At 58.9% G+C, this 12,851-nt stretch carries 17 protein-coding genes; 11 read left to right on the top strand and 6 right to left on the bottom strand.

Going from position 1 to position 12,851, the window contains the following annotated elements:
- Nucleotides 1-6: 6 nt before the first annotated feature.
- Nucleotides 7-480, top strand: a complete 474-nt coding sequence (locus tag FMN52_RS07145) for a DUF4442 domain-containing protein (protein ID WP_148607987.1) — start codon at nt 7-9, stop codon at nt 478-480.
- A gap of 20 nt (nt 481-500) precedes the next feature.
- Here the strand turns inward: FMN52_RS07145 and FMN52_RS07140 are convergent, their stop codons facing one another.
- Entirely contained in the window at nt 501-1,013 is a 513-nt protein-coding gene (locus FMN52_RS07140; protein ID WP_148607986.1) for a C40 family peptidase, read from the bottom strand.
- A 174-nt stretch (nt 1,014-1,187) separates the two neighbouring features.
- Here FMN52_RS07140 and FMN52_RS07135 point away from each other — a divergent pair, with 174 nt between their 5' ends.
- The gene (locus tag FMN52_RS07135; RefSeq protein WP_148607985.1) at nt 1,188-2,216 is read left to right on the top strand and encodes a nitroreductase family protein; all 1,029 of its coding nucleotides are present in this window, start codon (nt 1,188-1,190) and stop codon (nt 2,214-2,216) included.
- A gap of 14 nt (nt 2,217-2,230) precedes the next feature.
- On the opposite strand, the gene FMN52_RS07130 is transcribed toward FMN52_RS07135, so the two are convergent.
- The 3 genes from FMN52_RS07130 to FMN52_RS07120 all read right to left on the bottom strand — a co-directional run bounded on the left by FMN52_RS07130 (nt 2,231) and on the right by FMN52_RS07120 (nt 3,986).
- The gene (locus FMN52_RS07130) at nt 2,231-2,611 is read right to left on the bottom strand and encodes a ribbon-helix-helix domain-containing protein (protein WP_148607984.1); all 381 of its coding nucleotides are present in this window, start codon (nt 2,609-2,611) and stop codon (nt 2,231-2,233) included.
- A 50-nt stretch (nt 2,612-2,661) separates the two neighbouring features.
- Nucleotides 2,662-3,231, bottom strand: coding sequence for a DJ-1/PfpI family protein (locus tag FMN52_RS07125; protein ID WP_148607983.1), 570 nt, complete (start codon nt 3,229-3,231; stop codon nt 2,662-2,664).
- A 77-nt stretch (nt 3,232-3,308) separates the two neighbouring features.
- Nucleotides 3,309-3,986, bottom strand: coding sequence for an SOS response-associated peptidase (locus FMN52_RS07120; protein ID WP_148607982.1), 678 nt, complete (start codon nt 3,984-3,986; stop codon nt 3,309-3,311).
- A 72-nt stretch (nt 3,987-4,058) separates the two neighbouring features.
- On the opposite strand from FMN52_RS07120, the gene arfB reads away from it, so the two are divergent.
- Complete coding sequence (gene arfB / locus FMN52_RS07115; RefSeq protein ID WP_008175998.1) at nt 4,059-4,472, top strand: alternative ribosome rescue aminoacyl-tRNA hydrolase ArfB; 414 nt, start codon at nt 4,059-4,061, stop codon at nt 4,470-4,472.
- Here the strand turns inward: arfB and FMN52_RS07110 are convergent.
- Complete coding sequence (locus tag FMN52_RS07110; protein WP_148607981.1) at nt 4,469-5,539, bottom strand: alpha/beta hydrolase; 1,071 nt, start codon at nt 5,537-5,539, stop codon at nt 4,469-4,471. The genes arfB and FMN52_RS07110 overlap by 4 nt on opposite strands.
- Nucleotides 5,540-5,645: 106 nt before the next feature.
- Between FMN52_RS07110 and FMN52_RS07105 the strand changes: the two genes are divergently transcribed.
- From FMN52_RS07105 to FMN52_RS07070, 8 genes are all read left to right on the top strand, one after another.
- Complete coding sequence (locus FMN52_RS07105) at nt 5,646-5,972, top strand: DUF2007 domain-containing protein (RefSeq protein WP_240339414.1); 327 nt, start codon at nt 5,646-5,648, stop codon at nt 5,970-5,972.
- Between the two features lie 66 nt (nt 5,973-6,038).
- Nucleotides 6,039-6,731 (top strand): SDR family oxidoreductase, encoded by a 693-nt coding sequence (locus FMN52_RS07100; RefSeq protein ID WP_148607980.1) that lies wholly within the window; start codon nt 6,039-6,041, stop codon nt 6,729-6,731.
- 30 nt (nt 6,732-6,761) lie between these two features.
- Nucleotides 6,762-7,520 carry an SDR family oxidoreductase gene (locus FMN52_RS07095; protein WP_148607979.1) on the top strand — a complete coding sequence of 253 codons (759 nt, stop codon included), beginning with the start codon at nt 6,762-6,764 and terminating at the stop codon, nt 7,518-7,520.
- A 4-nt stretch (nt 7,521-7,524) separates the two neighbouring features.
- The gene (thpR, locus tag FMN52_RS07090; RefSeq protein WP_148607978.1) at nt 7,525-8,067 is read left to right on the top strand and encodes an RNA 2',3'-cyclic phosphodiesterase; all 543 of its coding nucleotides are present in this window, start codon (nt 7,525-7,527) and stop codon (nt 8,065-8,067) included.
- Nucleotides 8,068-8,139: 72 nt separating this feature from the next.
- A complete protein-coding gene (locus FMN52_RS07085; RefSeq protein WP_148607977.1) occupies nt 8,140-9,708 on the top strand; it encodes a bifunctional GNAT family N-acetyltransferase/carbon-nitrogen hydrolase family protein in 1,569 nt (522 codons plus the stop codon).
- Between the two features lie 23 nt (nt 9,709-9,731).
- Nucleotides 9,732-11,252 carry a YdbH domain-containing protein gene (locus FMN52_RS07080; protein ID WP_240339413.1) on the top strand — a complete coding sequence of 507 codons (1,521 nt, stop codon included), beginning with the start codon at nt 9,732-9,734 and terminating at the stop codon, nt 11,250-11,252.
- A gap of 53 nt (nt 11,253-11,305) precedes the next feature.
- Complete coding sequence (locus FMN52_RS07075; protein ID WP_205424913.1) at nt 11,306-11,473, top strand: YnbE family lipoprotein; 168 nt, start codon at nt 11,306-11,308, stop codon at nt 11,471-11,473.
- Nucleotides 11,474-11,501: 28 nt separating this feature from the next.
- Nucleotides 11,502-11,846 (top strand): YdbL family protein, encoded by a 345-nt coding sequence (locus FMN52_RS07070; RefSeq protein WP_148607976.1) that lies wholly within the window; start codon nt 11,502-11,504, stop codon nt 11,844-11,846.
- A 27-nt stretch (nt 11,847-11,873) separates the two neighbouring features.
- On the opposite strand, the gene rluF is transcribed toward FMN52_RS07070, so the two are convergent.
- Nucleotides 11,874-12,812, bottom strand: coding sequence for a 23S rRNA pseudouridine(2604) synthase RluF (rluF, locus tag FMN52_RS07065; protein ID WP_148607975.1), 939 nt, complete (start codon nt 12,810-12,812; stop codon nt 11,874-11,876).
- Nucleotides 12,813-12,851 lie beyond the last annotated feature (39 nt).

Below are 12,851 nucleotides of genomic sequence, written 5' to 3'. Positions count from 1 at the left end.
TGTTTGATGAACGCCACTGTACGCCGCTGGTTTGCCAGTGCCGGGGCCATGCGCCGTTTCCTGTCTACCTTTGCACCCTATCTCGGAGCGGGTATCCGGGTAACCGATATCGCAGAAGACTTCAGCTCGGCCCGGGTGGAAATGGGCCAGCACTGGTATAACACCAATTACGTGGGTACTCACTTTGGCGGCTCGCTCTATAGCATGGTCGATCCCATGTACATGCTGCTGCTGATGCGGCGCCTGGGCACCGACTATATCGTGTGGGATAAATCCGCGAGTATCGACTTTATCCGCCCCGGCAAAGGCAAGGTGATGGCCCGTTTTGAATTGACCGATGAGCGGTTAGACGAAATCCGGACCGCTACGGCGGACGGAGATAAAATGCTGCCCGAATGGGACGTAGAGATTGTTGATGAATCCGGCGAACTTGTGGCTCGAGTGCACAAAGTTCTTTACGTGCGCCGGAAAAAAGGCTGAGTCAGAGCGACCTGTTGGTCTCAGTCAAAGCGGCGCGCCTGGGTCAGGCGCCCCTTCCAGTAATAGCCGCTGATCGAGGACAAGGTAACGCCGGTTGACGAGGAAGCGTGGATAAAACGGTCCCCGCCCATGTAGATACCGGCGTGCTGCTCCTTGCCACCAATCTGGAAGAAAACCACATCACCCGGCTTGATTTCGCCCGGGTGAACAACGTCCCCGCTTGCAAGCATCTGCGTTGTGGTTCGGGGCAATCGTTTGCCCAGGCCTTCCCGGTAGGCGGTCAGAATGAATCCGGAGCAATCGAAGCCATTGGGGGATGTGCCGCCATACTCATAGGGCGTGCCCCTGTAGCGCTCGAACACCTGCCAGAGCTTTTGTGCCTTTTCTGAAGCTGACGCTGACCTTGGGGCCTCAGTGGGCAGCGGCTGTAGCTCCGGGGAAGAATCCGGCTGCAGATTGCCACTGCTGGCGCAGCCGCCCAGCGCAAGCGCCAGGAACGCCAGAAATAAGAGGTTCCGCAAGGAATAACGCATTCTAAGCCCCGTGCAAGTATCACCAACCTTCACTGTAATAGTCGGGCTCGCTGTTGTCAGGTTACGGATCGTGAGATTTTGTTGATACGGCTCAGCGCATCCAGGGGTGGTCGCCGGCTATCTTTTCCTCTTACGCAGGAATAGTCTGTCACGAGACCTCTCGGGAGAGCTGAAATGAGCGAAGGAACACGCAATACCCCCATACCGCGAGACACTCTTGCGGCCATCCTCGAAAGTGCAACATTGGCACCGTCCAGTCACAATACCCAGCCTTGGCGCTTTGAACTGGGCGACAACGGGATTTCCCTGTTTGCAGACCGGCTACGGGCCTTACCGGTCAACGACCCCGACGACCGGGAACTGACCATCAGTTGCGGGTGTGCCCTGTTTAATCTTCGGATTGCGGCCGCCCATGCAGGGTTCAATACCGAATGCCTGCTTTTGCCGGACCTGGACGACGAGGATCTGCTTGCGAACGTCTTGTTTACACCGGTCTCCGGGGCGGAGGACCGGCAAACCGAACTGTTCCGGGCGATTGCCAGGCGACGCACCTATCGCAAGCGGTTTGAGCCAAAACAGGTGCCCTCCGATGTGCTGAATATCCTGGAGGGGTCTGCAGAGACCGAAGGGGCATGGTTCCAGGTTCTGGAATCGGAACATGCCCGCCATCAGGTGGCTGAGCTGGTCGCAGAAGGTGACGCTGCCCAGTGGTCCAACCCGAGCTGGCGACGGGAGCTGGCCGCCTGGATGCACCCCCGCCGCAAGGGCGACGGTTTGACGGTTCCCGGTATGGTCGCGCCCGTGGCCCAGCTGGTGGTGCGTACTTTCGATATGGGGAACGGTGTTGGTGCCAAGGATCGGCAACTGGCGGATGAATCACCGGTGATTGCTGCACTGGGAACGGCCGGGGACGGCGTAGAAGACTGGCTGAAGGCCGGGCAGGCGCTGGAGCGGGTTTTGCTCCGGTCCCTGGGGCAGGGGCTGCAGGCTTCCTATCTGAACCAGCCCATTCAGGTTGCAGTGCTTCGGCCGAAACTCCAACACCTTCTCGGCCGCTCGGGTTTCCCGCAGATTCTGCTCAGGCTGGGTTACCCGGCGACAGATTTGCCGGCGGCTCCGAGGCGCAATCTGCAGGAGGTTGTAGAAACCGCTGACACTCGGGATATCAAGGCAAAGCAGGCGGGCCACGGACGCCAGCGCTGACAGGCCCCTCGAAATCAGTGCCTGGCTTTGGTTACCACCTCTGGTGTTGCCGGCTCACCGGATGGGCTGGCAAGGATGCGGTCTGCATCAAGCGAGGCAATTGGAACCCGGGTATCCCGGGGAACGTCGCCGCTCAGCTGGAGCTCAAGATAGCGGAGCGCACAAACTCGAAGGAAGGACGTGAAGTTGCCGAGGTCGTGGCCGGCATCAATGGATTCGTGGTAAAGCCGGGTGATCATCTGGGGCAGGTTCATGCCATCCCGTTCTGCCAGCTCTGCCAGTACCTGCCAGAAGGCGTTTTCCATTCGCACACTGGTCACCATGCCATCAATTCGCAGGGAGTGGGTCCGGCTGACCCAAAGCTCCGGATCGGCGTTAATGAAGAGCTTGCACATGCGGGCCTCCCTGAGAGCGTTACGGGGCCGGAGGGCCGGCCCCTGGTGCATTACTGATCCAGCAGCTTGAAAAACTGCGCCAGCCAGGCCGGATGCGCAGGCCACGCAGGCGCTGTTACCAGATTAGCATCGGTGACCGCCTGATCAACCTCGATACCGGCGAACGTACCGCCGGCCAGTTCCACCTCCGGCTGGCAGGCCGGATAGGCCGAGCATTTGCGCCCCTCCAGAACTCCCGCTGCGGCCAACAGTTGGGCGCCGTGGCAGATCGCCGCCACCGGCTTGTTGGTTTCGAAGAAGTGGCGAACCAGATTCTGTACATCCTTGTTAAGTCGCAGGTACTCGGGCGCGCGGCCGCCGGGCACTACCAGCGCGTCGTAGTTTGCCGGGTCCAGCCCGTCAAAATCCGCGTTCAGGGTGAACCGGTGCCCCGGTTTTTCGGTGTAGGTCTGGTCACCCTCGAAATCATGAATGGCTGTGGCAACCGTGTCGCCGGCTTTCTTGTCGGGGCATACAGCGTGAACCGTGTGTCCAACGGCCTGCAGTGCCTGGAACGGCACCATGGTTTCGTAATCTTCGGTGAAGTCACCGGTGATCATCAGAATCTTCTTCCCGCTCATGGCTGTCTCCTTGTGATTGTCTTGCCAGGTCTGGAAACAGTAGCAGCGACGATGGTGAGGCGGGTATTAACCGACTACTACAGGCGTGAAGCCTCCAGAATCAGGTCCGGCGTGTTGTGCCTCGGGTTATTCACTTCCGCGGAAACCGGAATGGCTTTCAGCTGTTCAGGATCCAGACGATGGGTCACCGACCGCAACTGTGTCCGGTCGGTGATTTCCGGATTCAGCCAGTCCCTCAGGCAGGTTGGATCAAGCACAACAGGCTGGCGTTCGTGGATATGTTTCAGGTGCGCACTGGCCGGTTCGGTGATGATAGTGCAAGCCGTGGTTTCATCACCTTCCCTGGGGGTCCAGAGGCCGGCGAAGAAAATCGCCGGATACTTCCCGGAATCCGTTGGCGTTATGTAGTGAGGTTCCTTGCCGTGTTCCGTCTGCTGCCATTCGTACCAGCCATTGGCAGGAATGAGGCAGCGATGGTGGGCAAAGGCGTCCCGGAAGTATTTTGATGTGGCTGCTGTTTCTGCACGGGCATTGATCGGTGCCGGCGCTTTCTGATCCGCCCAGGCCGGCCGGAACCCCCAGTGGGAGTGCGCCATGATCAGGCTGCCGTTCATGCTCGTCCGGATCATGGGGATGCCGACACCTGGAGGGATGTTGTAGCTGGGATCAAAATGCCCGTCCACCTCCATGCCCTCAGGAAAAAACTCGAGGATCAGGGTGTCAGGTGGGGTATAAAAGGTGAATCGTCCGCACATGGTAACTGGTTGTTCCTCGCGCAAATCCCGGTGCTGAAAGCCTACGGTTCTGTATTCTGTTAACCTTAGCAGATGCTGAAACTATCCAACGCTGTTGAACTTGCCGACTGGGAGATCGAAATCACCCAGATCCGGGCCCAGGGTGCCGGTGGCCAGAACGTCAATAAAGTCGCCTCCGCTGTGCACCTGCGCTTCGATATCCCTCACTCCTCGTTACCGCCTTTCTACAAGGAACGGCTGATGTCCCTCAATGACCAGCGCATCAGCAAGGAGGGCGTGCTGATCATCAAGGCGCAATCCTTCCGAACTCTGGAATTGAACAAGGAAGATGCGCTGGAGCGGCTGAAAGAGCTGATCCAGGAGGCCGTAAAACCCCGCAAGGCTCGTCGTCCCACCAAACCGACCCGCTCCTCACAGCGCAAGCGTGTGGACAAGAAAACCAAAAAGGGTAAAACCAAGGCGTTGCGGGGAAAGGTCCAGGTTTAAGCCGAAGCCTGTGCGCCGCCCTGGGACTCCAGTTGCTCCAGGAAGCCCCTGATGTCTTCGAAAGCCGCTTCCGCTTCGGGAAGCAGCGGCACGAATATCTGCCATACGTGCACCATGCCCGGCCAGGTGTGCAGGGTAACCGGAGAGCCTGCTGCTTCGGCTCGTGCCGCGTAACGCCGGGCGTTGTCCAGCAGCATCTCGGTGTCGCTGGCCTGGATCAGCGTTGGGGGCAGATCCTTCAGGTTCCCGCGTAATGGCGAGGCGACAGGGCTGGTGGGTGAGACACGGAATGCCGCGAGAGTGGCCCACCATATGACCGGCAGGGGGATTTTCGACAAGCCGCCGAACACAGGTCCGAGCAGGGGGTCGGTACCGATGTTGTTGCGGTTGCTCGGCGCGGTGAGGGTCAGATCGGTGGAAGGCGAAAAAGCGATGGCGGCGTCAGCCTGGCGCAGGCCGTTATCCCGAATCCAGGCGACCAATCCCAGAGTGTGACTGCCGCCGGCAGAATCCCCCGCGACCACCATGAAATCAGCCGGCTCGGCACCCTTGGGGCCATGTTTGAGAAGCCAGGTATAGGCTTGCCGGCAATCCCGGACGCCGTCCATAAACCGGTTTTCCGGCATCAACCTGTAGTCCACCGCGAACACGGCCGCTCTGGTTATTTGTGATAAACGGTCGGTAATCGCCCGATGGCTTCTTGGGCTGCCAGCCGCCCAGGCGCCGCCATGAATGTACAGAATGCGGCGGCGGGTATCGCAGCCGGGAGCGAGGACCCATTCACCGCGGGGTGACTCGCAATGCCGCAGTTCCGAGGTCAGTTCAATGCCTTCACTGAGTCCGTCCATGTGTTTTCGCAGCGCCATCAGCCGCGCCTTGCCGCGCAGGCCTTTCGAGGATTGTCCCAGTTCGCGAATGCGACCCAGCACTTCCCGGTTGGCCTCGCTCGGTGTTGCGTCTTTTACCGGGTAATCATCCCGGTCCAGATGAGACAGATCCTCAAGCCGGAACAGAAGCAGGGTTGCGGCAACAATGAACACGATGATGGCAAGAATAATCCAGAGCATGGTCGATCCGTATGTTAGTGGCCCCACCGGGCAGGTCGAACTATCCTTCAGATGATACTCGCAGATTTGTCCCGGTTCTGCCCGGAACGGTCACAGAAGGAGTCGCGTGTTGCAAATTGCCTATCGGGCCAAAGACATAACCGAAGCCCACATTGTGGCTGGTCTGTTGGAAGCCAACGGTATTGAAGCCCATGTCGGAGGCCATTACCTCCAGGGTGCTATGGGCGAGATCGGTGCCGCGGGCTTCAGCAACGTGCATGTCGATGATGAGGATCTCTACCGGGCGCGGCAACTGGTCTCCGAATATGAGCAGACTTCAGGCAGCAGTTTTAGCCGCGCTGCCAGCGACCACGAGGACCGCCCCGACCACTACGCCCGCTGGTTTCTGTTGGCCCTGGCCATCGTCGCTCTTATCCTGCTGCAGATCTACTGACTGATCGATCTGTTGTCAGCGGGCGTAGCCCTAACCACACTTTCCAAGCAACAGGAGAAAAATCCTATGGCAGATCAACCTGTAATGCTGATTACCGGCGCGTCATCAGGTATTGGCGCGGAAACAGCGCGAGCGGCAGCGAAACAGGGGTATCGTCTGGTACTGGCTGCACGGTCCGAAGACAAACTCAAAGGCCTTCAGCAGGAGCTGGGTGGCGAAGAAAAGGTACTGACGGTTCAGTGCGACGTTCAGAGCGGTGATGACCAGAAGAACATGGTCGGCCAGGCCCTGAAAACTTTCGGCCGAATCGATGCGGTGTTTGCTAACGCCGGGCGCGGTGGTGAGCCGGGCGGATTCAGCGGCGCTGACCCGGACGTCTGGAAGGATATGATCCTTACCAATATATATGGTGTCGGCCTTACCCTTCAGCACTGCATGCCAGCGCTGAGGGAGAGCAAGGGCCACTTGCTGCTCACTGGCTCTGCGGCAGGCCGTGCCACCATTCCCGGCTCCATGTACAGTGCAACCAAGTGGGCGGTATCGGCCATTGGCTACGGTGTCCGTGAGGAACTTCGGGGCTCCGGTATTCGCGTTACCCTGATCGAACCGGGCATGGTGGATACGCCCTTCTTCGATGAGCGTCCCGGGCATGCACTCAAGCCGGAAGACATTGCCAACGCGGTCATGTATGCCGTGGCGCAGCCGGCACACGTAGATGTAAACGAGATTCTTGTCCGGCCCACACCCAAGGTTGAGTAAGCCGTCCATTCGGCCATAACGGAGGTTGTTTTGAATCAAACCGATCGCGTCGCATTGATAACCGGCGGCGCCAAAGGCATCGGCCGGGGCATTGTGCTTCACCTGGCCGATGCTGGCTGGAAGGTGGCGTTCTGTGACACCGACAGGGCCGTCGGAGAGCGTATGGCCGCCGGTGCGGAGCACGAATTGCGTTTCCTGCCCGGCGATGTGGCATCGGAAACCGATGTGGCGCACATCGTTGCCGAGACCCTCCGCTGGGGCGGCCGCCTGGACGCTGTCATAAACAATGCCGGAATTGCCAACCCAGATACCGGCCCGGTTGAGGAGCTGAGTCTTGAGCAATGGCAGCGTCGGCTGGACGTGAATCTGACCGGGCCGTTTCTGGTCACCAAGCACTCGGTGCCGCACCTTCGAAAAACGAAAGGCGCTGTCGTTAACATGGCCTCCACAAGGGCGCTTCAATCCGAGCCAGATACCGAGGCATACGCCGCTACCAAGGGTGGCATTGTGGCACTCACTCATGCCCTTGCTGTGAGCCTGGGGCCCAATGTCCGCGTTAACTGCATCAGCCCCGGCTGGATCGATACCCGGGCCTGGCAGGGCGACCCGGAACCGGTTGAACCGCTCTCAGAAACCGATCACTTGCAGCATCCGGCGGGCAGGGTAGGGCAGCCTGGGGATATCGCCTCGTTGGCGGCTTACCTGATATCGCCTGAGGCCTCGTTTATCACCGGTCAGAATTTTGTGGCAGATGGCGGCATGGTGCGCAAGATGATCTACGAGGAATAGGGCAGTGCCACGGCTTTTCTTCGGGCTGGAGGTTCCGTCTGAGATCACAGACCGGTTGCTGAAGGTCAGGTCAGCGGTCCCGGGCGCCAAATGGCAGAGTGCCGGGCAATTGCACATCACGCTCCTGTTTTTGGGAATGGTGAGCCAGGAAGATCTTGAAGCCTTGGCCGGTTCAGCCCGTGACATCAAGTCAGAGCCCTTCCTGCTCGACGTTGCCGGCGTCGGTTGTTTCGGTCAGTCCGAGAGGCCGAAGAATCTGTGGGCTGGTGTTCAGCCGGAGGCGCCGGTCGCTGCTCTTAACAAGGCTCTCGGGGTGCGTATGGAGACACTCGGTTTTGGCGCTGAACGTCGGGTGTTTCGGCCGCATATCACCCTGGCTCGTTTCAAACGCAAGGCGGGTTCGGTTGAACCGTTGTTGGTTGAATATGGTGACTCCCGGTTCGGCCAGTTTCAAGTTACTGAATTTGTCCTTTTCGAAAGCAAACCTGGTCCCACCGGTTCGGTATATTCTGTGATTGAGCGCTTCCCCCTGCGCACCGGCGGTTAGCCGATTTGTCTTGACGAAACACCGTCAGCCCACCAAAGATAGAAGCAAATCAACGCCTTTCTTGAGGTGTCTATGTGTCCCCCGTTTTCCGATCCTGATCAACGCCTGTACGTTCGCAATGCCACACTGGCGGACATCCCTGGAATCATCCAGCTCAGCCGCCGCGTTTACGAAGGCACTGGCATGTATGGCTACACCAAGGGGCCATTGACCGGGCAGATCAATACCTTTCGCGATGGCCAGTTTGTCGCCATGCTGGGCGATACCGTGGTGGGTTACTGTGCCACGTTCCGGATTGCCGAAGAGATTGCTTTGTCCGCCCACGACTGGACCTCCATCACCGGCAACGGCTACGCCTCACGCCATGATCCGGAGGGTGACTGGCTGTACGGCATGGAAGTCTGTGTTGATCCGGAGTGCCGTGGTTACCGGATCGGGGAGCGGCTGTACAACGAACGGAAGCAGTTATGCCAGGCCCTGGATCTGCAAGGTGTGGTATTTGCCGGGCGCTTGCCGAGCCTGCGCCAGCGGCTGAAGAAATACAGCAGCGTTGAAGACTACGTCGAAGCCATCCGAAGCAAGGAACAGAAGGATCCGGTGCTGTCCTTCCAGCTTCATCAGGGTTTCGAGGTGCATGGCATCATTCCGCATTATCTTGACGCCGATCACGACTCCATGGGCTATGGCATTCATCTGGTCTGGCGTAATCCAAAAGTACCCCAGTCCGAGAGCAACGGTCGCAGGAAACGCTACGGTCACCGCATGCGCGATACCGTGCGAATCGGCACCGTTCAGTATCAGCAGCGTCCGGTAGGGTCGTTCGACGAATTCAGCGAGATAGTCCGCTATTTCGTGGATGTTGTTTCCACCTACAAGGGCGATTTTGTGGTGTTTCCGGAGCTGTTCACCCTGCAACTGCTTTCCATTGAGGCCCGAAAGGGCAGCCCCGCAGAAACCTTCGCGGCAGTCACCCATTACGCGGAGCGCTATCGTGAGCTGATGCGGGATCTGGCCCTGCGCCACAACATCAATATTGTGGCCGGCTCCACGCCCGTCCGTGAGGAAGACGGCACCATTCGGAACATGGCGTATGTGTTTCTGAGAGATGGCCAGGTATTCAGCCAGCCCAAGATCCACCCAACGCCGAACGAGGCGTTCTGGTGGAACGTTCAGGGCGGCAACCGGGTCAGCGCCATCGAGACGGACTGCGGCACCATTGGTGTGCTGATCTGCTATGACGCGGAGTTCCCGGAATTGACCCGCCACCTGGTGGACCAGGGCGTGCAAATCATCTTCGTGCCTTTCTGCACTGACGAACGGCAAAGCTACCTGCGGGTTCGCTATTGTTGCCAGGCCAGAGCTGTTGAGAACCAGGTCTACGTGGTGCTTTCTGGGAACGTCGGTAACCTGCCGAACGTGCCGAACATGGAAATCCAGTATGGCCAGAGCTGCATCCTGACGCCCTGCGACTTTCCGTTTGCCCGGGATGGCATCGCCGCCGACACGGAACCCAACGTGGAGACCGTTGCCTTTGCTGATCTCCGCCCGGAAGTGCTGATCACCGCTCGCAACAGTGGTACCGTAAAAAACCTGCAGGACCGCCGGCACGATCTTTACAGCGTGACCTGGCGTGGTGAGTAAACTGAGTCGACAGGAGTGTCGTTTTGCCCGGTAAAGGGTCTGTACAGCCTGAACGCATAGGCTACGGGTTTCTTGGGGCCGTTGGCCTGGCACTGGTGGCCTGGCCTCTGGCGGTCGCAGGCTGGACCTTCGCCGTTGAGCAGGGCTCGATAAGTATGGCATTGCCGGATATCCGGTCCGGTGGCTGGGAAGTCACCGGAAACCAGGCTGATATCAGGCCCTCTGTGACGGCCAACAGTGGTTCCACGACCATCGAATTTGCCCCTTCCTCCCTGATTGTGACGGATTACCTGACGTTTACCGGGGCGGAGCAGCGGTTGAAGCTCAACACGCTTCGGACAGATCTCAGCAATTCCACCGTTACCTTGGACTACGGCGCGTCCGGCTCCTGGGCGGAGCGCATCACCTTTGATGGCGATATAAGGGTCGACGCCGCGCGTGTTGAGCATCCACAACTGCTGCCGCAGGCATGGACCTTCGAGGGTAGGGCAGCTGGCCGTCTGGCTGATCTCAGGGTCCAGGGAACGCTGGTCTCTGCGTCCGGCCTCACGGCCGATCTCGACATCCAGCTTAATCCCGATGGCGGCGTTTCGGTTGCCATCGATTCTGTTATCGACGGTAAACAGGGCGTTCGGGCCCTGGCAGACACCCTGGCCGGTTGGCCGGATCTTCTGACGGTCGATTCTGGTAATGCCCGTTTGTCGATGGAATTCTCTACCGGCGCGGGTGGTGAACTTGAGGCCAGTGGCCGTGCTGAACTGGCGGACGTCGAGGGTGTCTACAACCGCACCGCGGTGTCCGGACTCACCGGTCAGGTTCGGGGATCGTTCGATAATTCGCAGGTCACCGCCAGTTTCAGGGACATGACCGTTGGCGAGATCAATCCCGGAATTCCGGTCAGCTCGGTTCGTTTCTCCGGGGATTACAACGCGCCGGTGACAGAACTGCTGGCGGGCAGCCTGGAGGTTCAGCAGGCCAGAGCCCGGTTCCTTGAGGGTTCTCTCAGGATTCCCCCTGGGGTGTACGAGTTGAAAGATGGCTCTGGCCGGATCCCTGTGGAGGTCCAGGATGTTTCCCTCAGTCGTCTAGTGGAGGTGTATCCGGCGGAGGGGCTGGCAGGGAGCGGACTGCTTCGCGGGCGCATCCCTCTCGGTATCAGTAGAGACGGTGTGCAGGTAAGTGAGGGAAGTGTCACAGCAATCGATCCGGGTGGCCGTTTGCAACTGCCGGCGGACAAACTCCAGGCGATGCTGGGTGGCAACCAGGCCATGGACGTTGTGGTTCAGGCGTTGCAAAACTTTCACTATTCAGTGCTCAACAGCACGATAGACTACGATGAACAGGGTAAGTTAACCCTTGGCCTTCGCCTTGAAGGTAAGAACCCTGAACTCAGGGGTGGGCAGCCGGTGGTACTCAATGTCAATCTTGAAGAAGACATTCCCGCGCTGCTGACCAGTCTGCAGTTGAGTGGCAGGGTTAATGAGGCCGTGACCAAACGTGTCCGGGAGTTGCTGCAGGAATCCGGTGAGGAGACAGCACCATGAGAAAACCCTTGCGGCCAGGGCGGCCTGAGAGGTCGCCTTTGGCAAGAACACTGATGATAACGATGCTGCCGCTGGCAATGGTTGCCTGCACACCCACAGTGCAGATGGCAGCACCGAAGGAGCCGATTACGGTCAATCTGAACGTGAAAATCCAACACGAAATCTACGTCAAAGTGGATAAGGAAGTGGATGACCTGTTCAGCGAGCAGGGCCTGTTCTGACTGTGTCCGGAAATTTAAGGGGTTGAAGATGAAACGATTGATGCAGATGTTTGCGCTGGTTCTGGCGTTCGGTATCAGTGCCTCTGTGCTTGCCATGGGGTTGGATGAGGCCAAACAGAAATTGGACTCGGTCAAGCAGCAGGGGCTGGTTGGGGAAACGCCGACAGGTTATCTGGAGGTGGTGCGCGTCGAAGGGCAGGCGAAGGAAGTGGTGGAAGCCATTAACAGCGCCCGTCGGGATGAGTACAAGCGTATCGCCGAGAAACACAACATCCCGGTAACCCAGGTGGAGACCGTTGCGGGCAAAAAGGCCATTGAGAAGACTCCGTCTGGCCAGTATGTGCAAATGGGCGGCAAGTGGGTCAAAAAGTAGTCCGACGCGGCCGGTTGCAAACCCGGCCTAACGTTTAACGCTCTTCTGCCTTGGCTTACCGCCTTTGGGCCGTTTGCCCGAGGCAGGCTTTTTGCCAGGCGCGGGCTTGCCTTTCGGGCCGGGCCGCCGAGCGCCGCCGGGTTTGCCTGGTGCGGATGCAGAGCCAGGCTTGCGATTGGGTTGTGGTTTGGCCTTGGCCCCGGGCTTCTTTTTTGCCGGCTTGCCAGAGTTGGACGGTGCCTCGGAAGACGAATCCCGGATGGCATCGAACAGCCCGGCCAGCTCTTTCTCGTTCAGATCCCGCCACTGGCCTACCGCAAGCCCTTTCAGACTCACGTTCATGATCCGAATACGTTCGAGTTTGGTAACCTCGTAGCCAAAATACTCGCACATCCGACGGATCTGGCGATTGAGCCCCTGAACCAGAGTGATCCGGAAGACAAATCGTGACTCCCGCGACACTTTGCACTTTTTCGTCACCGTGCCCAGGATCGGGACACCATTGGCCATCCCCTCGACGAATTCCCGGGTGACGGGCTTGTCGACCGTAACCAGGTATTCCTTTTCGTGGTTGTTGCCCGCCCGCAGGATCTTGTTGACCAGGTCGCCGTTGCTGGTCATGAAGATGAGGCCCTGGGAGTCCTTGTCCAGGCGTCCGATCGGGAAGATACGTTCGCTGTGACCGACAAAGCGCTGGATATTGTGTTTCTCGGCGCTGTCCGTGGTGCTGACAATTCCTACCGGTTTGTTCAGTGCAATGAAAACGAGGTCTTCTTCAGCCCGTGGCTCGATCACCTGGCCGTTCACCTTGACCGTGTCTCCCGGAAGCACCTGGTCGCCTACAGCGGCCCTTTTACCGTTGATGTAGACGTTGCCTTGCTCGATATAGCGATCGGCCTCCCTGCGGGAGCACATGCCGCTTTCGCTGATGTATTTGTTGAGCCGGGTGGAATTGCCAGTGGTCATCGGGTGTCCGGTTGCCAGTGAGAATGTCGGGCATCATAT

The sequence above is a fragment of the Marinobacter sp. BW6 genome (assembly GCF_008107725.1).
Classification (GTDB): Bacteria; Pseudomonadota; Gammaproteobacteria; order Pseudomonadales; family Oleiphilaceae; genus Marinobacter.
Note: the sequence above shows the minus strand (reverse complement) of the source record. Positions and strands in the feature narration are given on the sequence as shown.